General features: G+C 64.6%; 24 protein-coding genes and 1 tRNA gene. 2 read left to right on the plus strand and 23 right to left on the minus strand.

The window, feature by feature from the left end; genetic code table 11:
• Position 1: 1 nt before the first annotated feature.
• The 5 genes from AC4PRM_RS00460 to AC4PRM_RS00480 all read right to left on the minus strand — a co-directional run bounded on the left by AC4PRM_RS00460 (position 2) and on the right by AC4PRM_RS00480 (position 4,247).
• On the minus strand, positions 2 to 427 hold the full coding sequence (locus AC4PRM_RS00460; protein ID WP_492038396.1) for a DUF1801 domain-containing protein: 426 nt from the start codon (positions 425 to 427) through the stop codon (positions 2 to 4).
• A 385-nt stretch (positions 428 to 812) separates the two neighbouring features.
• A complete protein-coding gene (locus AC4PRM_RS00465) occupies positions 813 to 2,228 on the minus strand; it encodes an NAD(P)(+) transhydrogenase (Re/Si-specific) subunit beta (protein WP_492038397.1) in 1,416 nt (471 codons plus the stop codon).
• A gap of 24 nt (positions 2,229 to 2,252) precedes the next feature.
• Positions 2,253 to 2,540 carry a hypothetical protein gene (locus AC4PRM_RS00470; RefSeq protein WP_373255571.1) on the minus strand — a complete coding sequence of 96 codons (288 nt, stop codon included), beginning with the start codon at positions 2,538 to 2,540 and terminating at the stop codon, positions 2,253 to 2,255.
• On the minus strand, positions 2,537 to 2,872 hold the full coding sequence (locus tag AC4PRM_RS00475) for an NAD(P) transhydrogenase subunit alpha part 2 (RefSeq protein ID WP_492038398.1): 336 nt from the start codon (positions 2,870 to 2,872) through the stop codon (positions 2,537 to 2,539). Before AC4PRM_RS00475 ends, AC4PRM_RS00470 begins: the two co-directional genes overlap by 4 nt.
• A 241-nt stretch (positions 2,873 to 3,113) precedes the next feature.
• Complete coding sequence (locus tag AC4PRM_RS00480) at positions 3,114 to 4,247, minus strand: Re/Si-specific NAD(P)(+) transhydrogenase subunit alpha (RefSeq protein ID WP_492038399.1); 1,134 nt, start codon at positions 4,245 to 4,247, stop codon at positions 3,114 to 3,116.
• Positions 4,248 to 4,355: 108 nt separating this feature from the next.
• Here AC4PRM_RS00480 and AC4PRM_RS00485 point away from each other — a divergent pair, with 108 nt between their 5' ends.
• Together AC4PRM_RS00485 and mdoH are read left to right on the plus strand one after the other, a co-directional pair.
• On the plus strand, positions 4,356 to 6,143 hold the full coding sequence (locus AC4PRM_RS00485; RefSeq protein WP_492038400.1) for an acyltransferase family protein: 1,788 nt from the start codon (positions 4,356 to 4,358) through the stop codon (positions 6,141 to 6,143).
• 144 nt (positions 6,144 to 6,287) lie between these two features.
• Positions 6,288 to 8,195, plus strand: a complete 1,908-nt coding sequence (mdoH, locus tag AC4PRM_RS00490; RefSeq protein ID WP_492038401.1) for a glucans biosynthesis glucosyltransferase MdoH — start codon at positions 6,288 to 6,290, stop codon at positions 8,193 to 8,195.
• A gap of 279 nt (positions 8,196 to 8,474) precedes the next feature.
• Here mdoH and AC4PRM_RS00495 read toward each other — a convergent pair whose 3' ends face one another.
• The 18 genes from AC4PRM_RS00495 to rpsL form a co-directional block, all read right to left on the minus strand.
• A complete protein-coding gene (locus tag AC4PRM_RS00495) occupies positions 8,475 to 8,738 on the minus strand; it encodes an aa3-type cytochrome c oxidase subunit IV (RefSeq protein WP_373255576.1) in 264 nt (87 codons plus the stop codon).
• 93 nt (positions 8,739 to 8,831) lie between these two features.
• Positions 8,832 to 10,157 (minus strand): serine hydrolase domain-containing protein, encoded by a 1,326-nt coding sequence (locus tag AC4PRM_RS00500; RefSeq protein ID WP_492038402.1) that lies wholly within the window; start codon positions 10,155 to 10,157, stop codon positions 8,832 to 8,834.
• 36 nt (positions 10,158 to 10,193) lie between these two features.
• Positions 10,194 to 11,999 carry a M3 family oligoendopeptidase gene (locus AC4PRM_RS00505; protein WP_492038403.1) on the minus strand — a complete coding sequence of 602 codons (1,806 nt, stop codon included), beginning with the start codon at positions 11,997 to 11,999 and terminating at the stop codon, positions 10,194 to 10,196.
• 88 nt (positions 12,000 to 12,087) lie between these two features.
• A complete protein-coding gene (locus tag AC4PRM_RS00510; protein ID WP_492038404.1) occupies positions 12,088 to 12,669 on the minus strand; it encodes a DUF2059 domain-containing protein in 582 nt (193 codons plus the stop codon).
• 46 nt (positions 12,670 to 12,715) lie between these two features.
• Positions 12,716 to 13,162 (minus strand): NUDIX hydrolase, encoded by a 447-nt coding sequence (locus tag AC4PRM_RS00515; RefSeq protein WP_492038405.1) that lies wholly within the window; start codon positions 13,160 to 13,162, stop codon positions 12,716 to 12,718.
• A gap of 56 nt (positions 13,163 to 13,218) precedes the next feature.
• The gene (locus AC4PRM_RS00520) at positions 13,219 to 13,749 is read right to left on the minus strand and encodes a DUF2059 domain-containing protein (protein ID WP_492038406.1); all 531 of its coding nucleotides are present in this window, start codon (positions 13,747 to 13,749) and stop codon (positions 13,219 to 13,221) included.
• 76 nt (positions 13,750 to 13,825) lie between these two features.
• On the minus strand, positions 13,826 to 14,410 hold the full coding sequence (locus tag AC4PRM_RS00525) for an NADPH-dependent FMN reductase (RefSeq protein WP_492038407.1): 585 nt from the start codon (positions 14,408 to 14,410) through the stop codon (positions 13,826 to 13,828).
• A gap of 194 nt (positions 14,411 to 14,604) precedes the next feature.
• Complete coding sequence (gene rplA / locus AC4PRM_RS00530; RefSeq protein ID WP_292172347.1) at positions 14,605 to 15,291, minus strand: 50S ribosomal protein L1; 687 nt, start codon at positions 15,289 to 15,291, stop codon at positions 14,605 to 14,607.
• A gap of 4 nt (positions 15,292 to 15,295) precedes the next feature.
• Positions 15,296 to 15,727 (minus strand): 50S ribosomal protein L11, encoded by a 432-nt coding sequence (gene rplK, locus AC4PRM_RS00535; RefSeq protein ID WP_292172344.1) that lies wholly within the window; start codon positions 15,725 to 15,727, stop codon positions 15,296 to 15,298.
• A 198-nt stretch (positions 15,728 to 15,925) separates the two neighbouring features.
• Complete coding sequence (nusG, locus tag AC4PRM_RS00540) at positions 15,926 to 16,501, minus strand: transcription termination/antitermination protein NusG (protein ID WP_292172337.1); 576 nt, start codon at positions 16,499 to 16,501, stop codon at positions 15,926 to 15,928.
• A 12-nt stretch (positions 16,502 to 16,513) separates the two neighbouring features.
• Positions 16,514 to 16,813, minus strand: a complete 300-nt coding sequence (gene secE, locus AC4PRM_RS00545; RefSeq protein WP_373255584.1) for a preprotein translocase subunit SecE — start codon at positions 16,811 to 16,813, stop codon at positions 16,514 to 16,516.
• Positions 16,814 to 16,883: 70 nt separating this feature from the next.
• A tRNA-Trp gene (locus tag AC4PRM_RS00550) sits at positions 16,884 to 16,959 on the minus strand.
• Positions 16,960 to 17,093: 134 nt separating this feature from the next.
• Entirely contained in the window at positions 17,094 to 18,428 is a 1,335-nt protein-coding gene (locus tag AC4PRM_RS00555; protein ID WP_373255585.1) for a hemolysin family protein, read from the minus strand.
• 100 nt (positions 18,429 to 18,528) lie between these two features.
• Positions 18,529 to 18,660: a hypothetical protein gene (locus tag AC4PRM_RS00560; protein ID WP_373255586.1), complete on the minus strand. Its 132-nt coding sequence runs from the start codon at positions 18,658 to 18,660 to the stop codon at positions 18,529 to 18,531.
• 174 nt (positions 18,661 to 18,834) lie between these two features.
• On the minus strand, positions 18,835 to 20,025 hold the full coding sequence (tuf, locus tag AC4PRM_RS00565; protein ID WP_373255587.1) for an elongation factor Tu: 1,191 nt from the start codon (positions 20,023 to 20,025) through the stop codon (positions 18,835 to 18,837).
• Between the two features lie 86 nt (positions 20,026 to 20,111).
• Positions 20,112 to 22,193 (minus strand): elongation factor G, encoded by a 2,082-nt coding sequence (gene fusA, locus AC4PRM_RS00570; protein ID WP_373255588.1) that lies wholly within the window; start codon positions 22,191 to 22,193, stop codon positions 20,112 to 20,114.
• Positions 22,194 to 22,339: 146 nt separating this feature from the next.
• A complete protein-coding gene (gene rpsG, locus AC4PRM_RS00575; RefSeq protein WP_373255589.1) occupies positions 22,340 to 22,813 on the minus strand; it encodes a 30S ribosomal protein S7 in 474 nt (157 codons plus the stop codon).
• 66 nt (positions 22,814 to 22,879) lie between these two features.
• Positions 22,880 to 23,251: a 30S ribosomal protein S12 gene (gene rpsL, locus AC4PRM_RS00580; protein WP_055832311.1), complete on the minus strand. Its 372-nt coding sequence runs from the start codon at positions 23,249 to 23,251 to the stop codon at positions 22,880 to 22,882.
• Positions 23,252 to 23,342: the final 91 nt, after the last annotated feature.

The following is a 23,342-nucleotide window of genomic DNA, read 5'->3' on the forward strand; positions in this document are numbered from 1 at the left end:
TTCAGCCTGCGGAAGGATATCGCGCGCGCATCCAGGCCACGGAGCGCGTCGCCATCTCGCGCAGCACGTCCAGATCGACGTCGGACAGCCGGTTCAGATACAGGCAGGACACGCTGGTCCTGTGCTTGCCCAGTCGCGCCAGCAGGTCCTCGTAACCATCGAAGCCGGGCATGATGTAGATGGTCAGGTTCGCCTTGCGCGGCGAGTAGCCGATGATCGGCCAGTCGGCGGGCTTCTTCGTCGTGTTCACATAGGTGTAGCGCCCGAAGCCGACGATCGACGTCCCCCACATGACGGGGGTCTCGCCCGATACCTCTGTCAGCAGGGTCGCCAGCGTTTGGGCATCCGCTCGCCGACCCGCCGGCTCCACCGCCGCCAGAAAGTCGGCGACGGAGGCGTCGGTGGCTTGGGTCTTCAACTCGGCCATGGCTGTCTCCTTGTTGAACCCACCCTGCTCGCTCTGCCGACAAGGCAATCAATAGTAACCTTCCACGCCCTGAGGGGGTATGTCACGGCAGTAGGCCTTCCAGGTTTCAGAGACGGCGTCCGGTCCGCCCCGCCAGCAAGCCGCTTGCACAAGCCGAATGTTTACACCGTGCCAAATGCCGTAGCCGGTAAGCAGTATCAGCAGCGCCCCGACAGTCAGGAGGCCTGCCCTCGCTGGCGCGCGGCGATCTCGCAACCTTCGCCACCCCGCAGCGAGTGCCAAGATCATCACTGGCCCAGTGAAAAATAGCCAGATTAGCCAATCGACAACGGTATCGGCACGCGGCTCTCGCAGCAGGATCTCCCAGTCGTCGGGGTGGATCACCTCACAGCCCCTTCACGATCCCCTCGACCATCTTCTTGGCGTCGGCGAACAGCATCATGGTGTTGTCGCGGAAGAAGAGCTCGTTCTCGACGCCCGCATAGCCACTGCCCATGCCGCGTTTGATGAACAGCACGGTGCCGGCCTTTTCGACGTCAAGGATCGGCATGCCGTAGATGGCGCTGGTCGGGTCGGTCTTGGCGGCGGGATTGGTGACGTCGTTGGCGCCGATGACGAAGGCGACGTCGCAGTTGGCGAACTCGGAGTTGATGTCTTCCAGCTCGAACACCTCGTCATAGGGCACGTTGGCCTCGGCCAGCAGGACGTTCATGTGGCCGGGCATGCGGCCGGCGACGGGGTGGATGGCGTATTTCACCTCGACCCCCTCCTCCTTCAGCTTGTCGGCCATTTCGCGCAGCGCGTGCTGGGCCTGGGCGACGGCCATGCCGTAGCCGGGGACGATGATGACCTTGGATGCGTTCATCATGATGAAGGCGGCGTCCTCGGCACTGCCCTGTTTGACGGGGCGGGTCTCGACCGCACCGCCGCCCGCCGCCGCCGCCTCACCGCCGAAGCCGCCCAGGATGACGCTGATGAAGCTGCGGTTCATGCCCTTGCACATGATGTAGCTGAGGATCGCGCCGGAGGAGCCGACCAGCGCCCCGGTGATGATCAGGGCGATGTTCTCCAGCGTGAAGCCCAGGGCCGCCGCCGCCCAGCCGGAATAGGAGTTCAGCATCGACACCACCACCGGCATGTCCGCCCCGCCGATGGGGATGATCAGGGTCGCGCCCAGGATCAGGGCGATCAGGAACACGCCCCAGAAGGCCCAGACCGCCGTCCCGCCCGTGCCGATCAGGATGCCGATCAGGAAGACCAGAGCCAGGGCCAGGCCGATGTTGATCAGGTGCCGCGCCGGCAGGATGATGGGTGCCCCGCTCATCCGCCCGTCCAGCTTGGCGAAGGCGATGACCGAGCCGGTGAAGGTGATGGCCCCGATGGCGACGCCCAGCGACAACTCGATGATCGACAGGGTCTTGATGCCGCCTGCCTCGGTGGCGATGCCGAAGCTTTCGGGCGCATAAACGGCCCCGACCGCGACCAGACAGGCGGCCAGACCGACCAGGCTGTGGAAGGCGGCGACCAGTTGCGGCATGTCGGTCATCTTGACCTTGGCGGCGATGAAGGCCCCTGCCCCGCCACCCACGATGACGCCGCCCGCGATCAGCGCCAGAGTCAGCGGGTCCAGCGTATGCGTCCACCACAGGGTCAGCAGGGTCACGCCGACGGCCAGGGCCATGCCCACCATGCCGAAGGTATTGCCCTGACGGCTGGTCTCGGGACTGGACAGCCCGCGCAAGGACAGGATGAACAGGACCCCGGCGACCAGATAGGCCAGTGCGGCCAGCGATGCGTTCATGCGCTCAGTTTCCCCTCACGTCTCTCAACGACCCGGCGGCGGACACGCGGTCCGACCCAGTCGCCACAGCCCCGCCGCGATGAACAGCGGCCCCAGCAGCACCATCGCCCAGTCGAACACCCCCATCGGCTTGTCCTGCGCCACGATGCGCAGCAGGACCGACGAGAACAACAGCACCATGCCGCAGTCCAGGAACCGCACCTTGGCGATGGCATCACGCGCGCCGAACCAGCTCCACAGCCACAGAGCCACCCCGATCGCCGAGGCGACCCAGGACGCGCCGACCGCGAAGGGGACGATGTCTGTGGTCACGCGGACTTCACCTCGACCTTGGGCTTTTCCTTCTTGCGGTACATGGCCAGCATGCGCCGCGTGACCATGAAGCCGCCGAAGATGTTGACGCTGGCCAGGGTTACCGCCGCGACGCCTGCCCCCTTGGCGATCCAGCCATTGGGCCCCGCGTCACCGCTGAGCGCCGCCGCCGCGATCAGGCCGCCGACCACGATCACGCTGGAAATGGCATTGGTTACGGCCATCAGCGGCGTGTGCAGCGCCGGCGTCACCGACCAGACGACATAGTAGCCGACGAAGATCGCCAGCACGAAGATGGCCAGGCGGAAGATGGTGGGATCGACGTGTTCCATAGTTAGCCTGCGTATTGTGACCACAAGAAAATGCCGAGCACAGCTAGAAGTATCAGGGGCCAAAGCAGCCCTGCGAGGAGTCCAGCGATAACGCCGATTATGGCAGCGGGAATCCACCCAAATGCAATTCCAAGAAACCAACCCCAAGATTGGACTGCGTATATCCAACATCCGACGAAAGTCAGGAAACCGACCACGGCTCCTAAACCAACACTACCTCTGAAATAGAGCTCGTCTTCACTCACTCCTTGACGCCCTCATGCACCACGGCTCCGCCGTGGGTGACGACCGCCGCCTTGAGGATTTCGTCCTCCAGATCCAGCGCCAGCGCCCCGTCCTTGATGAGCAGGCCGACGAAGGCCGACAGGTTGCGGGCGTAGAGGGCGGAGGCGTCTGCCGCGATCCGGCCCGGCAGGTTGGCGTGGCCGACGATCTGGACGCCGTTGGGGGTGGTAACGACCTCGTTCAGCCGGCCACCCTCGACATTGCCGCCGTTCTCGATGGCCAGGTCGACGATGACCGAGCCGGGCTTCATCGTCGCCACCTGATCGGCGGTGACCAGCACGGGCGCGGCCCGGCCGGGGATCAGGGCCGTGGTGATGACGATGTCCTGCTTCTTGATGTGTTCGCCGGTCAGGACCGCCTGTTTGGCCTGGTATTCCGGCGACATGGGCTTGGCATAGCCACCGGCGGTCTGGGCATTCTTGAACTCCTCGTCCTCGACGGCGAGGAATTTGGCTCCCAGGCTCTCGACCTGTTCCTTGGTGGCCGGGCGCACGTCGGTGGCAGTGACGACCGCGCCCAGGCGTCGGGCGGTGGCAATGGCCTGAAGGCCCGCGACGCCCACGCCCATCACGAAGACCTTGGCCGGGGCGACGGTGCCCGCCGCCGTCATCATCATGGGGAAGCCCTTGCCGAAGGCCGCCGCCGCCTCGATCACGGCGCGATAGCCCGCCAGATTGGCCTGGGACGACAGCACGTCCATGACCTGGGCGCGGGTGATGCGCGGTACGAATTCCATGGCGAAGGCCGTGATGCCCGCGCCGGACAGGGCCTGGACCGTCTCCTTTTCGCGATAGGCATCCAGCATGGCCACAACGATCGCGCCGGGTTTCAAAGCGCTGGTTTCCTGGGCCGTCGGGCCGCGCACCTTCAGGACGATGTCGGCCCCCTCCAGCGTGCTGCGCGTGTCGGCGGCGACCGTCGCGCCCGCGGCGGCATAGTCCGCATCGGGGATGTAGGAGCCCGCCCCCGTCCCGGCCTCGACCGTCACGGCCGCGCCCAGCTTGATCAAGGCCTTGACCGTGTCAGGGGTGACGGCACAGCGCGTTTCGCCTTCGCGGCGTTCGCGGGTCACGGCGATGGTCAGGCCCACGCGAATCCCTCCGTCCAGTCTCGTTGAACCGACGTTAGGCCGTTCCGGCGCGGCGCGTCAAAGCGTTGTCGCATGGACAGAAACCGGCGGCTCGACCATAGACGCCGCGTGAGCCAGACCCCTGCCCTCAGCACGCGTCGAAACGACCTGGACTGGATCCGGGTGGCGGCGTTCGGCCTGCTGATCCTGTATCATGTGGCGCTGGTCTATGCCCCCTACGACTGGCACGTGCACAGCGCCCACACCTTCGGCTGGCTGCATGAGGCCCTGCTGATCACCAATCCCTGGCGGCTGACGCTTCTGTTCCTGGTGTCGGGGGCCGCGCTGCGGCTGATGGCGGCGCGGCGCACGCCCCAGCGCACGCTGAGGGACAGGGCCGAGCGGCTGATCCCGCCGCTACTCTTCGGCACAGTGGTGCTGGTGCCGATCCAGTCGTGGATCGAGGCCATCGACAAAGGCGGGTTCAGCGGCACCTTCATCGACTGGCTGGTGCATGAGTTCGGGCCGAGCGGACTGTCCAATGGCGTGCCGGTCAACCACCTGTGGTTCATCGTCTATATCGCGGTCTACAGCCTGGTGGCCGTCGCCCTGATGACGCGTCCGGCGCTAATGGTGCGGCTGGAGGGATGGCTGGTCCGGGCCACGGCGGGGTGGCGGGTGCTGGTCGTGCCGATCGCCTATCTGATCGGCATCCGCATCGTGCTGTTTCCGCTGTTCGGCATCACCAACCGGTTGAGCTGGGACGGCTACAATCACTTCCTGTCGCTGGGGGCCTTTCTGTTCGGCTTCCTGATGGTGCGCCACGAAGGGCTTTGGGCCGGGCTGGAGCGGCACCGGCGGACGGCCGCCATCGTCGCCCTGATCGCCTTGCCGATCATGATGGCGCAGGCGGCCCATCCCGGCGGCGCGACCTGGTTCGGCATTCCGCGCGCCATCGTCTTCGGCATCGACCAGTGGGCCGTGATCGCCGCCATCCTGGGTTATGGCAGCCGCTATCTGAGACAGGCCTCGGGACCGGCCCTGCGCTATCTGGTGGATGCCACTTTCACGCTTTACCTCGCGCATCAGACGGTGCTGGTCGTGGCCGTCTGGTTCATCCGCCCCGCCAACCTGCCCGCTGCGCTGGAAGCGGCGGCCCTGGTCGGGATCACCTTTGGCGTCAGCCTGCTGATCTATGAGATCGTCAGGCGCATTCCCCTGATCCGGCCGCTGTGGGGGTTGAAGCCCCTGCCCGACACGATCGTGCGGCCCCGCTATGCCCGCCGTCGCCGACTGCTGATCGTCGGCATGGCCGCGCCACTGCTGGCACTGGTCGCGGTGCTGATCGGGGTCGCGACCTATCCGGGCTTCGATCATGCGCGGCAGTATCTGAGCGAACTGGGCGGGGCCTCGGCCCCCCTGCCCCTGATCTTCAATGGCGGGGTCTTCATCGCGGGCCTGATGTGCATGGGCGCAGGCGTCGGCTTCGGCCTGGCCATCCACGGCCTGACGGAGCGCTGGATCGTCGCGTCGCTGACAGCCGTGGTCTTCATCCTGGCCGGAATCGGCCTGTCGGTGTCCAGCCTCTATCCCTGGCCAGACCCGCGGCACATGGCGATCAACCTCGGCCTTGGCATCCAGATCGCGCCCCTGCTGCTGCTGTGGGGGCTGTGGAGCCATGTCGATCTGCGGCGGCTGAAGGTGTTTCTGTTCGTGACCTTCGTGGCCATGGCCATCCTGACGGTCTTCACCCACCACATGGTCCTGCCCGGCACGGTCAATCCGGCCAATGTCGGCTGGTGGGAACGGGCCTATGCGATCATTCTGGTCGGGTGGGTCGGGATCGCCGCCTTCGTGCTTGAGCGGCGGCTTAGAACCCACGCCGATCGCCACAGTCCGGACGACCTCGCGCCCTAAAGCGGTCCGGTTCCATATTTTTTCGTCATATCACCATTCCGTGATTGATAATCGCGTGAAAGTGATCGACATTGCGCCTGTGCTGCAATGCAGCAATCCCGCCCGGTTCTTCGGACCGGAATCTGGATCAAAGGCCCGCACCGAATGACTTTGCTCGCGACACGGATCGACGCCGCCAATGCCCCGCTGGACCTCGAGTCCACGCGGCCTGCCTGGACCTGGCTGCCCGAAGAGGCTCCCATGGCCATGCCGCGCCAGTCGCTGGACAGCCGCGATGCCTTCGTCAAGCGTGCCGCCCCCGCCACCTCGCCCGTCTCGATCGGCCGTCGCCGCCTGATCCTGACCGCCCTGACCGTCATCGTCACCGCCCTGGCCGCCATTGCGCCTGTGGCCCTGTACGCCCGTCATGGCTTCGATGCGCTGGAGATCGCGGCCCTGGGTCTTTTCCTGGTGCTGATCACCGCCATCGCCTGCTGGTTCTCCAGCGCCGCCATCGGCTTCTGGGTGCTGCTGACCGGTCGCGAACAGGAAGACCTGAAGTTCCGCCCGCATCCGCCGGAGCCGACGCAGCGCACGGCGCTGCTGATGCCGCTGTATAACGAGGACGCCCGCGCCGCCTTCGCGCGTCTGGCCGTTATCGACAACTCCCTGGCCCGCCTGGGCGTGTCCGGTGCCTTCGACATCTTCGTGCTGAGCGATTCGACCAAGGCCGAGGCCGCCGATCAGGAGCATCAGGCCTATCTGGGCTTCCGCGCCCATGCCCACAGCCGGGTCTTCTATCGCCGCCGCGAGAAGAACATCGAGCGCAAATGCGGCAACATCGCCGAATGGACCCACCGTTTCGGCGGGGCCTATCCCTTCATGCTGGTGCTCGACGCCGACAGCACCATGGCGGGCGAGACCATCCTGCGCATGGTCGACTGCATGGAGCGCAATCCCGGCATCGGCCTGCTGCAGACCACACCGACCATCATCAAGGGCCAGACCCTGTTCGCGCGCGTGTCGCAATTCAGCGTGCGCCTGTACGGCCGCGTCGCCGCCGCCGGCCTGGCCTGGTGGGCCGGTGCCGAGGCCAGCTACTGGGGCCACAACGCCATCCTGCGGACCGAAGCCTTTGCATCGTGTGCCCACCTGCCCGTCCTGCCGGGTCGCGAGCCCTTCGGCGGCGCGATCCTGAGCCACGACACGGTTGAGGCCGCCCTGCTGCGTCGTGGCGGCTGGGCCGTGCACGTCACCGCAGCCCTGGACGGCAGTTGCGAGGAAACCCCCTCGACCATGCTGGACTTCATCCGCCGCGACCACCGCTGGTGCCAGGGCAATATGCAGCACCTGGGCCTGCTGAAGACCCGCAGTCTCAGCCTGATGAGCCGCACCCAGATGGTCATGGGCTTCATGGCCTATTTCTCGTCGCCCCTGTGGCTGGCGTCGCTGGTCGCGGGCATGGTCATCCAGATGCAGTACCCGATCGACTGGGCGTCCTTCGGCTATATGCTGAACCCACAGTTCACGCCCTTCATGCTGGCGACCCTGCTGTCGGGCGTGCTGCTGATCGGACCCAAGATCATGGGGGCCCTGCTGGTCCTCAGCCGCCCGCGCGAACGCCGCGCCTTCGGTGGGGCCCGACAGATCGTCAAGGGCATGGCGCTGGAAATCCTGCTGTCCGCCCTGATCGCCCCGATCATGATGGTCGCCTCCACCAAGGCCATCATCCAGATTGCGCTCGGCCACGACGCCGGCTGGCAGACCCAGGACCGCGATACCGACGGCGTCAGCTGGTCCGCCGCCTTCAAGTCCATGCGCTGGCAGATGGCCACCGGCCTGATGTTCTGCGCAGGTCTGGTGGTGCGTCCCGACATGATCGTCTGGTTTGCCCCGGTCGTCCTGCCCCTGCTGTTCGCCGCCCCCCTGGTGGTCCTGACCTCGCGCCGCCGCCTGGGCGATGCGGCGGCCAAGGCCGGCTATCTGGCCATCCCGGACGAAGCGGGCGTCAGCGTCAGCACCATCCCCAGCGTCCCGCACCTGGTGCCGGTCCGTACGACCGCCGTCGCCTAAGCGCAGCCATACCGAAGCATTGGCGCAACACGGGTCGATATTATGCTGCGTCGCAGCATGAATTGTGCGGTTGCGTCTGGCATGGGCCGATGCCGCTGATACGTTGATCGGGCTTTCAGAAGGCGGGACGCGGCCCGACGATCATGGTGCGAGGTGTCTTCGGGCACGGATCACCTGTCGGGCCGCAGACCCCCTCCCACCGGGCACGAAAAAGCCGGACTGAATGAACAGCCCGGCCAATTCTGGAAAACTCACACTGAGGCTTTACCGGTGACCGGTTCAGTGCGCCTCGGACTTGCCCGAGCGCAGGAAGAAGCCGCCGCCGACCAGCAGAACTGCTGCAACGATAAAGCCGGCTATGAAGCTGCCGCCCGGCATGAACCAGACGGTCAGAAACGCCAGCACTGCGGCGACAGCCAGCGAGCCCCACTTCGTCAGGCCCTGGAACAGATTGAAGGTCGCAACCTGCTCGCTGATTTCCTGGGTGCCGCGCGCGTAGGCGTCGTGGCTGTCGTGGGCGTCGGCGGTGTGCGGGTCGGCCATGTCGGTTATCCGGAATCTACGGGTCAGTCTGGCGTCCTTATAGCGGGGACGGCGGGCCGCTCAAGCCACAGGCGACGATTCCTCGCAGAGGTTTCAGTCCAGCGCCGCCAATACGTCACGCGTGAAACCGATGGGGTCGAACCGCTTTCCGGTCGCATCCTCCCCCCGCCGCACAATGACGATGTTCCGGCTGGGCACGATGATCACATACTGACCGCGATTGCCGTTGGCGGAGATGGTGTCAGCGGGAATGCCGTCCGACCGGTTCATCAACCAGAATGTCGCGCCATAGCCCTGCTCGCCTCCGGGCTGAGGGCCTGACGGCGTGGAAACGTAGTCGCGCCAGCCCTCGGGCAGGACACGTTCGCCGTCCACCATGCCGTCGTGCAGATACAGCTGGCCGAAGCGCGCCAGATCGCGCGCCGTGGTCCAGACCTGGCTGGACAGCATGTAATTCCCCCGCCAGTCCGTCTCCGCCCAGGTGTCATACATGCCCAGCCGCCGGAACAGCTCGGACGGCGGCTGGTGCTCGAACGTCGGCGCGATGGCCAGCACAGCCAGCAAGGTGTCGTTATTGGCATAGCGGTACCGGCTGCCCGGCGTGGCGATCAGCGGCCAGGTCGTAGTCTGCTCGTCCACCCCGACGCCACCGAAATACAGGGCGTCCGTGCGATTGCCAGCCGTGTCGCTGGTCAGGCCCGAGGCCATCCGCATCAGCTGATCAAGCGTAATGGCGGCGCGCGGATCACCCTCGCGGCTCCAGTCGGCGATGGCGGCGGGTGCACTGACATCAGTCTCGCCGCGCTGAACGGCGGCACCGATAATCGTGCCGGCCAGCGACTTGGCGACGGACCATGTGCGTTGCGGGGTGTCGATGCCGAAACCGTCTGCGTAGGCCTCCGCCACCGTCCGATCGTTTTGCAAGACGACCACAGCCGTGGTGTTGGTGCCCTCGCCATAGCCGCCGATCATTGCCCGCTGCGTAACGGCATCCAGCTCAGCGGACGTAGGCGACGTGGCCATCGGCAGATTGTTGCGCGGTGCGGTGGGTCGAACATAGGCCGGTTCTCCGATCCAGCCGACCGGCATGATGGTGCAGCCCTGGCCCACGCCCCACACCGCCACGCGCGGCGGCATGGCATCGCTCCAGACTACAGACGTCTGATTGCCCGTCATCTCCACCGGCATCTCACGTACCAGCCCATCCAGCTCTGGATAGATGCCGACCAGTTCGTTGGCCTCGACACTCTCAAGCGTCCGCTCACCGCCCGCTGCTGCCGCATTGTTCAGGGCGCTGCAGACCGTCAGCGCCTTATAGCCCGCTGCCATGGCACGAACGCTCGGAGAAAGCTCTCCCGCCGGGGTCTGGCCCCATGCAGGCGTGGCAATCAGGGCGGCGGCGAGGGTCAGGAGGCGCATACGCCGACGCTCGCCCGCCGCCGTCACCACGTCTACTCAAACCAGAGCCTCGAACTGATCGATCAGGCCTTCCAGCCGCCGGGTGCCGATGGCCCAGAAGGCCGGGTCGCGGGGGTTCAGTCCGAAGGGCTTCAGCGCCTCTACGTAGCCCTTGGTCCCGCCCCCGGCCAGCAGCTCGCGATACAGCGGCGTGAACGCTTCCGGGTCCTTGGCCCGCGTCTCCATCAGGGCCGCGACCAGCAGGTCGCCGAAGGCATAGGCATAGACATAGAAGGGCGAGTGGACGAAGTGGCTCACATAGCTCCACCAGTGCTCATAGCCCGGGTTCAGGGTCACCGAAGGGCCCAGTGACGCGCCCATTTCCTCCAGCCAGATTTCGCCGATCCGCTCGACTGACACCTCGCCGCGCACGCGTTCATCGTGGAACCGGGTCTCGAAGCGATGAAAGGCGATCTGGCGGACAACGGTATTGAGCCCGTCTTCGATCCGGCCTGCCAGCAGGCCGCGCTGCTCGGCCTTGGGTGCCGTCTTCAGCAGGCGGTCGAAGGTCAGCCCCTCGGCGAAGATCGAGGCGGTCTCGGCCAATGTCAGGGGGGTATCGGCCAGCAGGGAGCCCTGCCCTGCCGCCAGCGTCTGGTGCACGCCATGCCCCAGCTCATGCGCCAGGGTCAGGACATCGCGCCGCTCGCCCATCCAGTTCAGGAAGACATAGGGGTGACGGTCGGCGGTCACCGGGTGGGCATAGGCCCCCGACTGCTTACCGGGCCGCGCCCGTCCGTCGATCCACGGCTTGTCGAAGAAGGTCTGGACCCGATCGGCGAAGTCGCCGCCCAGATCGGCAAAGCTTTCGAGCACCAGGTCGCGCCCCTGGCTCCAGCCATAGCGACGTGGCGCGATTTTCTCGTCCAGCGGCGCATTGCGGTCCCACTGATCCAGGGTCGCCCGCCCCATCGCCCGGGCCTTCAGCGCATAGTAGCGGTGCGACAGACGCGGATAGGCGGCGGCCACCGCCTCGGCCATCGCATCCACGGCCTCGCCATCGACCTCATTGGCCAGGTGGCGACCGTCTGCGGGACGTTTGAAGCCGCGCCAGCGGTCTTCCAGCGCCTTGTCTGCCGCTACGGTGTTCAGCACCAGAGCCATGGTCTGGGTGCGTGCCCCCAGGGCTTCGCTCAGTCCCTCCGCCGCCGCCTTGCGCCGCGTCGCCTTGGCGTCCGACAGCTGGTTCAGTGCCTCGGCCAAGGTCAGATATTCCTTGCCCGCGAGGACCCGGATGGCGGCCAAGGTCTCGTCGAACAAACGCGGCCACTGGGCGCTGATCGGCCCACGCTCGGCCAGGAAGGTCTCCAGTTCCTGAGACAGCTCGTGCGGCTTCATGGCCCGCACCCGGCGCAGCCAGGGCGTCCAGCGGGCGGCGACAGGATGGGCGGCCAATGCCGCCTCGATCTCGGCCTCCTCCAGCTGGTTGATCTCCAGCGTGACCCAGACGGTGGGTGTGACGATGGTTGTGATCTTCTCTCTCAGCGTCCCCTCGAACCCTTGCGCCGCCGCATCGCCGCGATCGGTCGATGCCGACAGGAAGGCATAGGCGCCCAAGGCCCCCAGCAGGTCTGACGCCTGCTGATACAAGTCGATGGCCCGGTCCAGATGCTGACCCAGCGTCGCCGCATCCGCCCGCGCGGCGACAAGCTGCCCCTCCAGCGCATTCAGCTGGCCCACCACCTCGGTGGCGCGGTCCAGGTCGGCCTGCACCGACGCATCTTCGCGCGAGGGATAGAGATCGGTCAGATCCCACAGGGGGGCGTCGGCGTGGTCGGTCGGGGGCGTGACATGTGCGTTCATGCCCCTCGTTGTGGGGACGAAGGTCGCGGCATGCAACCGTCGCGACCGGCACCCGGGACGATCAGCCCCTCATGCTGTGGCGCCTGGTCTATTTGGTGCGCGGGGCTGGTGTCGCGGAGGGCGAACCGCCCGTAGCTTCCATCAAGCCGCTCCGCATTTCCTGTAGTTCAGCGGGCGTGCAGCTATAATATTCGCACATGCGATGCGCCATCTTCTCCATCATCTGCGGCATAACGGACATGATCGCGCGATTGGAGTCAGGCATGATCATGACGGACTTGTCGGCGATAGAGCGGCCCATCTCGGTGTCGTAGAAGGCGACCAGGGCCACCAGTTCCTCTTCAGTGAACACGGCGGCATAGACCGGCACCATCTGATCCACCATCTGAGGCACCAGATCGGCAACCAGTTCAGCAGTCAGGTCCAGTATGAAGCGGCGGTCTTCGCTCGGCAGAGCCTGCGTGGCTGTGTCATTGGCCATGTCGTCGCCGATCACCTGACGGATCGCGTCTTCAAGCTGATCTGACATCATCAGATTGATGTACCGGCGGGTCAGATCGAGTTGACGTGCCGAAGGCGCAGCGGCCATGGCCGTCTGGGCCTGAGACTGTGTCACGGCAACGCCTGACGTCGCCAGCACAGCTATCGCGGTTGCGATGATCCAACGCATGACTTTTCCCCCTCTTGTCGGGGTGACTTTTGCGCGAGCTGGCGGCCTACACAACGATAGTTTTCGAGAATTTTCTGAACAGATCAGCCAGATCGGGCTCGTTGACACTGACGGCCGCCTGTTCAGCCGACATCCATCTGCGCTCGCGCTGGTGCTGCTCATGCCAGGTATCGTGCTCGACCTTCACCTCCAGCGGATAAAGCGACACCACGCACCAGCGCCCCTCGCCGCGCCTCAGCCATTTCAGATAGCGGAAGGTGCCGATCGGGTGTTCGGCGATCCTGCCCTCCACGCCTGCCTCTTCCAGCGCCTCGACAGCCGCGGCCTGAGCGTCGGTCAGCCCCGGCATTCGACCGCCCTTGGGCGTGACCCAGCGCCGGGTTTCTCTTGAGGTGACCAGCAGCACCTCCGCCCCCACAATGCCGCGTCGCCAGCACAGGGCGGCGACCTGACGGCGCTCGGCGCGCTGGGTACGGATGGGCGGTTCGAACATGCCGGTGTCGTCGCCCGCCCGCCACCGGACGTCAAGTCGTCCGTATACGGATTACGTCAGCGACCCTGACCATTCTGCTTGGCCGCCGCCGCCCCCAGAGCCTCACAGTCGAACCGCAGGCAGTATTTCTCGAACACATCCGTCATGCCTGTGATCAGATGCGGCATCATCGCCTCCTGCATCAGCATGCCCGCTTCCATGTTCTTGCGTGCCAGCGAAGGTCCCAGCGGACTTTCATACAGCGCCACCAGGGCCTCCAGCTCGGGCTGGGTGTAGAGTTCCGCGACGTCGCTGCGCATGTCACGCACGGCCTTGCCGATGACATCCTCGTACAGGCCGGTCATCTGGTCGGTCATCCATGCCCGCTGCTCGGGCGTGGCGGGGCTACCGGCAAAGCCCTGCTCCATCTGCTCGCGCATCAGCTTGTCGACATCCAGATCGACGGTCAGGGCCAGATAACGGTCGGCCAGCGCCAGACGGGGATCCGTCTCGACGACAACCAACGGATTTTGCGAGGAAGTGTCCTGCGCCTGGGCCACAGAGCCTGTCAGCCCCAATACGGCGAATGCAATGATCAGAATGCGCATGGAACGGCTCCCCCTCTGAAACTGCACCTTTCGAGGTTAGGCCGAACCTTGCAACAGCCAAGCGCGTCAATTTCAGTCAATCGTCCTGAGCGGGCTCCGGCAACGCCGGTACCGACAGCCGGCCGACCCACGCCGTCAGAGCGGTTACATAGCCATCCAGAAACTCACGCTGCCCCTCGTCAGTGATGACATGGTCGTCATCGATCGAGCCCGGCTTCAGCTGCGTATAGGCTTCCGGCTGGGTCATCATGATAACCTCCAGGCCTGCCACGCATTGCCTCAGATGCAGTTGGGCGGCCATCGCACCAGGCGCGCCCGGGGAGGCACCGATCACGGCGCCCGGCTTGCCCTTGAACGAGTTTTTACCCCAGGGGCGCGATGCCCAGTCGATGGCATTCTTCAGAAGCGGCGGAAGGGAGCGATTGTACTCGGGCGTAACGAACAGCAGGCCGTCCGCCACCTCCACACGCCTTTTGAAGGTCCAGACTTCGGCGGGCGGATCGTTCTCCATATCTCCGTTGAACATGGGCAGATCGACCAATGGCACGAAGTCGAACTCAAGCCGTCCCTTGGCAAGTTTGGCGAGGGCGTGCGCCAGGGACTGATTGATGGAGCCTTGGCGGGCGCTGCCGACCAGAACAGCGAGCTTGGAAATGGACATGCAGACTCCTTGGCAATCGTCACGGCGGTGGTGACGGAAGCGCGCCGCAAACGCTGCCGTTCCCATTTAGCGCTTCAATACGAAAGCGGCGGCGGAGATCGCTCTCCGCCGCCGCCATTCTTGTCGTTTCTTCAGGTGATCGCAGTACCGGCCACATCGGGAAGTCCCGAAAGCCAGACGATTCTGGCCCGGTGTTAGGCCAGCGAGGCGGGATCAACCTTGAAGCCAGGCCCCATCGTGGACGACAGGGTGATGCGCTTCACATAAGTGCCTTTGGCACCGGCCGGCTTGGCGCGGTTCAGGGCGTCGACGTAGGCCTTGACGTTGGCTTCCAGGGCTTCCTGGGTAAAGGAGGCCTTGCCGATGCCGCCGTGGGCGATACCGGCCTTCTCGACGCGGAACTCGACCGCACCGCCCTTGGCGTCCTTGACGGCTTGGGCGACGTTCGGGGTCACGGTGCCGACCTTGGGGTTGGGCATCAGGCCGCGCGGACCCAGCACCTTACCCAGACGACCCACCAGGGCCATCATGTCGGGCGAGGCGATGACACGGTCGAAGTCCATCAGGCCACCGTTGATCTGTTCGTACAGATCCTCGGCACCGACGTATTCGGCGCCGGCCGCGCGGGCTTCGTCAGCCTTGGCGTCCTTGGCGAAGACAGCAACGCGAACGTCACGGCCCGTACCCGACGGCAGGTTGACTACGCCGCGGACCTGCTGGTCAGCGTGACGGGGATCGACGCCCAGGTTGACGGCGATCTCGATGGATTCGTCGAACTTGGCCTTGGCGTTGTCCTTGACTGCGGCGATGGCGTCCGAGAACGGCATCAGGGCCAGGGTGTCACCGGTGCGGGCCTTTTGAGCCTTGGTTTGCTTGGCCATGTGCTCAGCCCTCCACGACGTTGAGGCCCATGGCGCGAGCCGAGCCTTCGATGATCTTGGTCGCGGCGTCCAGGTCGTTCGCGTTCAGATCCTTCATCTTCTTTTCGGCGATCTCACGCAGCTGGCTGCGCTTGATCTTGCCGGCCACTTCGCGGCCCGGCAGCTTCGACGCCGAAGTGATGCCGGCGGCCTGCTTGATGTAGTGGGTCGCGGGCGGGGTCTTGGTGACGAAGGTGAAGCTTTTGTCCTGATAGACCGTGATCACGGTCGGCAGGGGCGTGCCTTTGACTTCCTTCTCGGTGCGCGCGTTGAACTCCTTGACGAAGCCCATGATGTTAACGCCGCGTTGACCCAGTGCGGGCCCGATCGGGGGGGACGGCGTGGCGTTGCCAGCCGGCACCTGCAGCTTGATATAGCCGAGGATCTTCTTGGCCATTGGTCTCTCCTGTGATGGCCCTGAACTCAATCAGGACCGGTGAGCCGTGGTCTGGCATGGCTGCCTCCCACGGATTTATGCGAGCGAACCCGCACCGCCCTGTTCAGAGCGAGGCGCGCGTATAGCGGAAGGACGCCCCAAACGCAAACGGCGGCCCGCAGGGCCGCCGTAGCTTTATTCAATCCATGAAGAGCGCGATCAGGCCGCGACCTTCTCCACCTGGCTGTATTCCAGATCAACCGGCGTGGGACGGCCGAAGATCGACACGGCGACGCGCAGGCGGGCCGCATCCTCGTCGACACTTTCGACCTGGCCGTCGAAGCTGGCGAACGGGCCGTCGATGACCTTGACGGTCTCGCCGATGTCGAAATGGATCGTGGGCTTGGGACGCTCGACGCCCTCTTCCACGGCACCGATGATGTTCTGGACCTCACGCTCCGAGACCGGCAGTGGCTTGGTACCGCCAGCGGCACCCAGGAAGCCTGTGACCTTGGGTGTGTTCTTGACCAGGTGATAGGCCTCGTCGGTCAGTTCCATCCGCACCAGCACATAGCCGGGGAAGAATTTGCGCTCGGAGTTCACCTTGCGACCGCGACGGATCTCGACGACGTCTTCGGTCGGCACCAGGATTTCGGAGAAGTGGTCCGACAGCCCCTGCTGCTTGGCCTGATCGGTCAGGTGCTGGGCGACCTTCTTTTCGAAGTTCGAATAGGCCTGGACGATGTACCATTTGTGGCGGGGATTGGGGGCGGGCTTGGGCGCTGCATCCGTCATGGGCGCGTCTCCTTATTGGCCGAAGGACAGGACGAGGATCGAGATCTTGGCCAGACCCCAATCGACAATCCAGAAGAAGATCGCGGCGATGATGACCATGATGAAGACCATCACCGAGGTGATCCAGGTCTCTTTGCGCGACGGCCAGACGATCTTGCGGCCTTCGGCGCGGACCTGGCTGAAGAACTGCGGGATGGAGGTCCGCTTCTTCGGCGTTGGCGCATCGGTGCCCACGGCCTGACCCGCCAGCACGGGCTGGGCAGTCTGGGCTGTGGGGGTGCGACGCCCCTTGGGGGTCTTGGCCTTGGCCATCTATCGTCTCTTCAACTCTTGATCCTGCCCACCAGATGGGAAGTCCCACCCGGCGGCGACAGGGGTAAAATGGCAGGAGTGGAGGGACTCGAACCCACGACCCTCGGTTTTGGAGACCGATGCTCTACCAGCTGAGCTACACTCCTTCAGGTTCCGGACAAAACACAACGCGCCGTGGGTTTCCCCAACGGCGCGTGCGCATCGCCAGACCGGGGCGTATGCCCGACCGGGACAGGGTTTTCAAGGGTTATCCTGCCTATTCCTCCCCCATTGGGGAGGATCAATCGTCGTGATGACTGGCCACGGCTCGGGCCTCGTCCTCGGGCTTCACCACCTGTCGGAAGATCAGCTTGTCGATACGGCGGTCGTCCATGTCGATGACCTCGACCTCGAACCGTCCGACCTGCATCACTTCACCCTCGTCAGGCAGGCGCGACAGCTGATGCAGAATCAGTCCGGCGACGGTGTGGAAGCTGTCGTTCTCACCGAAATCCTCGCCGAGGATGTCGCACAGTTCGTCCAGATCGGTCCGCCCGTCCACCAGCCAGCTGCCGTCGGCACGCTGGGTGACATAGGCGTGGTCGTCGTCGTGACCCTCGTTGAAGTCGCCGGCGATCATTTCCAGAATATCAGTCGCCGTTATCACGCCTTCAAAGGCACCGTATTCATCGACGATGAAGGCCATGTGGACATGGGTGCCCTTCAAAATCTCCAGCGCCTTCAGCACCGAGGTCGACTGAGGGATGAAGGCGGGCTCGGCCACGTGATTGAACACGTCCAGCTCGCCGGTCGTCAGCAGGCTGTCCAGAAGGTCCTTCTTGTGCACCACGCCCATGGGGTGATCCAGATCACCGTCCTTGGCCACTACGATGCGCGAATAGGGACAGACGCGGATTTCCTCGCGCAGCACCTCGGGCGTGTCGTCCAGCGCAACCCAGTAGACATCCGTGCGCGGCGTCATGGCCACCCGCACCGGCCGGTCGCCCAGGGTCAGGATCTCCTCGATCATCTCCTGCTCTTCGGGCTCGATCAGACCGGCGGAGGTGCCCTCCGCGATCATGGTCTCCACCTCTTCCTGGGTGACGTCAGAGCCGTCGCGGTCCTTGACGCCCATGATCTTGAGAATACCCGAGGTCGAGGCCGTCAGCAGCACCACGAACGGATGCAGGACGATCGCCAGGGTCGAGATCGGAGCCGCCATCTTCGCCGCGATCGCCTCAGGAAAGATCAGCGCCAGCCGCTTGGGCACCAGTTCGCCGACGATCAACGACACATAGGTGATGCAGAGCACCACCAGGGCCGTGGAGAAGATCTGGGTATAGTCATCCAGCGCCGGAAAGGCGGCGGTCAGGATCTTGTCCAGCTCACCCGCGATGGTCGCCTGACCATAGGCACCGGCCAGAATGCCGATGGCGGTGATGCCGACCTGGACGGCCGACAGGAAATGGGTCGGATTTTCGGACAGCTTCAGGGCGGCTCTCGCCCCCTTGTCTCCCCGCTCGGCGCGACTCTGCAGCCTGGATTTGCGCGAGGAAACGACCGCAAGCTCGGTCATGGCGAACAGGCCGTTCAGCACCACGAGCAGCAGTACGACGACAATGGCGATGGCTAACATCTAGTGAGGCGGAACCGGCGCGGCGCGACAGTCGGCAGTCCGCACCGACGATGATAGTGGGAAATCCCGGCGTGCGCCACGGTTTCCTGTCAAAGGTCGATCAGTTGCCGCTGCGCCCGGCATCGACTGTGCCATAGGCCCCAGGCTTGAAGCCCTCGGTGGGCTGGGTCGCGCACGCCGACATGCCGATGATGATGCCGATGAACAGGCCGGTGCGTATCGATCGCATCATAGTTACCAAATCCTTAACGTCAGTGAAGAACGTTAAGACGGGGATCGCGGTTCCTTGCAACACGCCTCGCGTAGCCGGCGACAAATTCACAGCAAAAAGCCCCGCCGGATTGCTCCAGCGGGGCTGATTGTTCGGTTCAACAAGCCTCAGCGAGGCTGATTGGAAGACCGGCGACTACTCGACGATCTTGGCCACGACGCCGGCGCCGACGGTGCGGCCGCCTTCGCGGATGGCGAAGCGCAGGCCCTGGTCCATGGCGATGGGCGTGATCAGCTCGACGTTCAGCTCGGCGTTGTCGCCGGGCATGATCATCTCGACACCCTCTTTAAGGTGCACGATGCCGGTCACGTCCGTCGTGCGGAAGTAGAACTGCGGGCGATAGTTGGTGAAGAACGGCGTGTGACGGCCACCCTCTTCCTTGGTCAGGATGTAGGCCTCCGCCAGGAACTTGGTGTGCGGGGTGATCGAGCCGGGCTTGCACAGCACCTGGCCGCGCTCGACGTCTTCACGCTTGGTGCCGCGCAGCAGCACGCCGACGTTGTCGCCCGCCTGGCCCTGGTCCAGCAGCTTGCGGAACATTTCCACGCCCGTGCAGGTCGTCTTCTGGACCGGACGGATGCCGACGATCTCGACTTCCTCACCGACCTTGACGATGCCCTTCTCGACGCGGCCCGTGACCACGGTGCCGCGGCCCGAGATCGAGAACACGTCTTCCACCGGCATCAGGAACGGCAGGTCGACCGGACGCTCAGGCTGCGGGATGTAGCTATCGACGGTTTCCATCAGCTTCAGCACCTGCTGCTCGCCGATTTCCGGGTTCACGCCGTCGGTGGCGGCCTTGGCCGAACCGGCGGTGATCGGAATGTCGTCGCCCGGGAACTGGTACGAGCTCAGCAGCTCGCGGATTTCCATTTCCACCAGCTCCAGCAGCTCGGCGTCGTCGACCAGGTCCACCTTGTTCATGAACACGACCAGGGCCGGCACGCCGACCTGACGGGCCAGCAGGATGTGCTCGCGGGTCTGGGGCATCGGGCCGTCGGCGGCCGACACCACCAGGATCGCGCCGTCCATCTGGGCGGCACCGGTGATCATGTTCTTCACATAGTCGGCGTGGCCGGGGCAGTCGACGTGGGCATAGTGACGGTTGGCCGTCTCATATTCCACGTGCGCGGTGTTGATCGTGATGCCGCGGGCCTTTTCTTCCGGCGCAGCGTCGATGTCCGCATAGGCCATCGCCTTGGCACCACCGGCCTTCGCCAGCGTCATCGTGATCGCCGCCGTCAGCGTCGTCTTGCCGTGGTCAACGTGACCGATCGTGCCGATGTTGCAATGCGGCTTGTTACGTTCGAACTTTTCCTTGGCCATTCTCTTCTCTCCGTCCCCTGAGCAGGGGCTCTATCCAGTTTATCAGGGGTGAAGGCGGGAAATATCCGCCGGCTTATCCAAAGTTATCAGGCGGAATACTTCTTGATCACTTCGTCGGCGACGTGTTGCGGCACCGGCTCGTAGTGGTCGTACTGCATGGTGAACTGGGCGCGACCCTGCGACATGCCACGCAGCGTGTTCACATAGCCGAACATGTTGGCCAGCGGCACGAAGGCGTTCACCACGGTGGCGTTGCCGCGCATGTCCTGACCCTGGATCATGCCGCGACGGCCGTTCAGGTCGCCGATGACCGAACCCAGGTATTCCTCGGGGGTCACGACCTCGACCGCCATGATCGGCTCGAGCAGCTTGGGCGAACCCTTTTCCTTCAGTTCGCGGAAGGCGGCGCGGGCCGCGATTTCGAACGCCAGCACACTGGAGTCGACGTCGTGGTATTTGCCGTCCGTCAGCGTCGCCTTGAAGTCGATCAGCGGGAAGCCCGCCAGCAGGCCCTGATCCTTGATGGAGTTCAGACCCTTTTCGACGCCGGGGATGTATTCCTTGGGCACGGCACCGCCGACGATCGAGTTCTCGAACACGAAGCCCGAGCCCGGCTCGCCGGGTTCGAAGGTCAGCATGACGCGGGCGAACTGACCCGTACCACCGGTCTGCTTCTTGTGGGTGTAGTCGATGTCGACCTTGCGACCCAGCGATTCACGATAGGCGACCTGCGGCTGACCGATGGTGGCCTCGACCTTGTAGGTGCGCTTCAGGATGTCGATCTTGATGTCCAGGTGCAACTCGCCCATCCCCTTCAGGATGGTCTGGCCCGACTCGTGGTCGGTCGAGACGGTGAAGGACGGATCCTCCGATGCCAGCTTGGCCAGGGCGACGCCCAGCTTCTCCTGGTCGGCCTTGGTCTTGGGCTCGACGGAGATCTCGATCACGGGGGCCGGGAATTCCATCTTCTCCAGGATGACCGGCGACTTCAGCGGGTCACACAGGGTGTCACCGGTGCGGGTTTCCTTGAGGCCGGCCAGGGCGACGATGTCGCCGGCAAACGCTTCTTTGATGTCCTGACGGTCGTTGGAGTGCATCTGCAGCATGCGGCCGACGCGCTCGCGCTTGTCGCGCGACGAGTTGAGTAGGGACATGCCGGTTTCCATCTTGCCCGAGTACAGGCGGCAGAAGGTCAGCGAACCAACGAAGGGGTCGTCCATGATCTTGAACGCCAGAACCGACAGGGGCTCGTCGTCCGAGGCCTTGCGGGTGATCGGCTCTTCGGTCTTGAAGTCGATGCCCGGCGTCGGCGGGATGTCCAGCGGCGAAGGCAGGTAGTCGACCACGGCGTCCAGCAGGGTCTGCACGCCCTTGTTCTTGAAGGCCGAGCCGCACAGGATCGGATAGAAGGCACCGGTCAGCACAGCCTTGCGGATGCACTTCTTCAGAACCTCGACCGAAGGCTCGGTGCCTTCGAGGTAAGCTTCCATCGCCTCGTCATCCAGTTCGACAGCGTTGTCGATCAGGTACTGGCGAGCTTCATTGGCCTTGTCGACGAGGTCCGCGGGGATTTCACCGACGGTGTAGTTGGCACCCAGGGCATCGTTGTCCCAGACGACCGACTTCATCTCGACGATGTCGACCAGGCCGGACAGGCTGCTCTCCGAACCGATCGGGAACTGGATCGGCACGGCCTTGGCACCCAGGCGGTCGCGGATCGACTGAACCGAGGCGTCGAAGTCGGCACCGATCTTGTCCATCTTGTTGACGAAGACGATGCGCGGCACGGAATATTTGTCGGCCTGGCGCCAGACGGTTTCGGTCTGGGGCTCGACGCCCGCGTTGCCGTCCAGAACAGTCACGGCACCGTCAAGCACGCGCAGCGAACGCTCGACCTCAATGGTGAAGTCCACGTGACCGGGGGTGTCGATAATGTTGAGGCGCTTTTCTTTCCAGTAGGCGGTCGTCGCGGCGGACGTGATGGTGATGCCGCGCTCCTGCTCCTGGTCCATCCAGTCCATGGTGGCGGCACCGTCGTGCACTTCGCCGATCTTGTGCGACTTGCCGGTGTAGAACAGGATCCGCTCGGTCGTCGTCGTCTTGCCCGCATCGATGTGGGCCATGATGCCGAAGTTGCGGTAGTCTTCGATTTTGTGCGTACGGGCCATGAGGCGTGCCTTGAAGTGAGTTCAGGACGCGTCAGGCGCCCTCGGGAAGATCAGTCTGTGCGGATAAGCGAGCGCGGGCGATTTAGCTCAAACCGCCCGCGCCGGAAACCCTTAGATAGTCAGCGCAAGTGACGCTTTGAAGGCGTTTACCAGCGGTAGTGCGAGAAGGCGCGGTTGGCTTCGGCCATCTTGTGCGTGTCTTCACGCTTCTTGACGGCAGTGCCGCGGTTGTTGGACGCATCCAGCAGCTCGGCAGCCAGCTTTTCGGTCATGGTGTTCTCACCGCGCTTGCGTGCGGCATTGACCAGCCAGCGGATGGCCAGGGCGCGGCGACGCTCGGGGCGAACCTCGACCGGCACCTGGTACGTTGCACCACCGACGCGGCGCGAGCGCACTTCGACCGACGGGGCGACGTTGTCGAGGGCCGAATGGAAGGTGGCGACCGCTTCCTGGTCCTTCTTCTTGTCGGCCAGGATGTCGAACGCACCATAGACGATGTTCTCGGCGACGGCCTTTTTGCCCTCGTACATGACGTAGTTCATGAACTTGGTGACGATCAGATCCTTGTACTTGGGATCCGGGAGAACTTCGCGTTTCTGGGCGCGGTGACGACGTGACATGGGCTTGGCCTTCTAAAGACGTATCGAGGGGTCCGGTTCTCACCGGCGAATGGAGAAGCGGATCGCTTACTTCGGACGCTTGGCACCGTAGTGCGAACGGCGCTGCTTGCGGTCCTTGACGCCTTGCGTGTCGAGCACGCCGCGCAGGATGTGGTAACGCACGCCGGGCAAGTCCTTGACGCGGCCGCCGCGGATCAGGACCACCGAGTGCTCCTGCAGATTGTGGCCCTCGCCGGGGATGTAGCACACGGCTTCGATGCCCGTGGTCAGGCGAACCTTGGCGACCTTACGCAGAGCCGAGTTGGGCTTCTTGGGGGTCGTCGTATAGACGCGGGTGCAGACGCCGCGGCGCTGGGGGCAGCCCTTCAGGGCAGGCACCTTGTTGCGGACCGGCTTGGGTTGGCGCGGCTTGCGGATCAGCTGGTTGATAGTCGGCATAGAGGTCTCGTCTCTTTCAAATCGGTGGAGGCGTGTGCCTTTCGGCCGGAGCGCCTCGTGAGCCTTCTTTTCGGACGACGCGATTGCGCCG

Source organism: Brevundimonas sp. DW-iso22 (genome assembly GCF_058725425.1).

Excerpts from the sequence above, each read along its gene's own strand:
- AC4PRM_RS00460 (WP_492038396.1), bottom strand. The coding sequence starts at position 427 with ATGGCCGAGTTGAAGACCCAAGCCACCGACGCCTCCGTCGCCGACTTT.
- AC4PRM_RS00465 (WP_492038397.1), bottom strand. The coding sequence starts at position 2,228 with ATGAACGCATCGCTGGCCGCACTGGCCTATCTGGTCGCCGGGGTCCTG.
- AC4PRM_RS00475 (WP_492038398.1), bottom strand. The coding sequence starts at position 2,872 with ATGGAACACGTCGATCCCACCATCTTCCGCCTGGCCATCTTCGTGCTG.
- mdoH (WP_492038401.1), top strand. The coding sequence starts at position 6,288 with ATGACTTTGCTCGCGACACGGATCGACGCCGCCAATGCCCCGCTGGAC.
- AC4PRM_RS00495 (WP_373255576.1), bottom strand. The coding sequence starts at position 8,738 with ATGGCCGACCCGCACACCGCCGACGCCCACGACAGCCACGACGCCTAC.
- AC4PRM_RS00500 (WP_492038402.1), bottom strand. The coding sequence starts at position 10,157 with ATGCGCCTCCTGACCCTCGCCGCCGCCCTGATTGCCACGCCTGCATGG.
- AC4PRM_RS00505 (WP_492038403.1), bottom strand. The coding sequence starts at position 11,999 with ATGAACGCACATGTCACGCCCCCGACCGACCACGCCGACGCCCCCCTG.
- AC4PRM_RS00510 (WP_492038404.1), bottom strand. The coding sequence starts at position 12,669 with ATGCGTTGGATCATCGCAACCGCGATAGCTGTGCTGGCGACGTCAGGC.
- AC4PRM_RS00515 (WP_492038405.1), bottom strand. The coding sequence starts at position 13,162 with ATGTTCGAACCGCCCATCCGTACCCAGCGCGCCGAGCGCCGTCAGGTC.
- AC4PRM_RS00520 (WP_492038406.1), bottom strand. The coding sequence starts at position 13,749 with ATGCGCATTCTGATCATTGCATTCGCCGTATTGGGGCTGACAGGCTCT.
- AC4PRM_RS00525 (WP_492038407.1), bottom strand. The coding sequence starts at position 14,410 with ATGTCCATTTCCAAGCTCGCTGTTCTGGTCGGCAGCGCCCGCCAAGGC.
- rplA (WP_292172347.1), bottom strand. The coding sequence starts at position 15,291 with ATGGCCAAGCAAACCAAGGCTCAAAAGGCCCGCACCGGTGACACCCTG.
- rplK (WP_292172344.1), bottom strand. The coding sequence starts at position 15,727 with ATGGCCAAGAAGATCCTCGGCTATATCAAGCTGCAGGTGCCGGCTGGC.
- nusG (WP_292172337.1), bottom strand. The coding sequence starts at position 16,501 with ATGACGGATGCAGCGCCCAAGCCCGCCCCCAATCCCCGCCACAAATGG.
- secE (WP_373255584.1), bottom strand. The coding sequence starts at position 16,813 with ATGGCCAAGGCCAAGACCCCCAAGGGGCGTCGCACCCCCACAGCCCAG.
- AC4PRM_RS00555 (WP_373255585.1), bottom strand. The coding sequence starts at position 18,428 with ATGTTAGCCATCGCCATTGTCGTCGTACTGCTGCTCGTGGTGCTGAAC.
- AC4PRM_RS00560 (WP_373255586.1), bottom strand. The coding sequence starts at position 18,660 with ATGATGCGATCGATACGCACCGGCCTGTTCATCGGCATCATCATCGGC.
- tuf (WP_373255587.1), bottom strand. The coding sequence starts at position 20,025 with ATGGCCAAGGAAAAGTTCGAACGTAACAAGCCGCATTGCAACATCGGC.
- fusA (WP_373255588.1), bottom strand. The coding sequence starts at position 22,193 with ATGGCCCGTACGCACAAAATCGAAGACTACCGCAACTTCGGCATCATG.
- rpsG (WP_373255589.1), bottom strand. The coding sequence starts at position 22,813 with ATGTCACGTCGTCACCGCGCCCAGAAACGCGAAGTTCTCCCGGATCCC.
- rpsL (WP_055832311.1), bottom strand. The coding sequence starts at position 23,251 with ATGCCGACTATCAACCAGCTGATCCGCAAGCCGCGCCAACCCAAGCCG.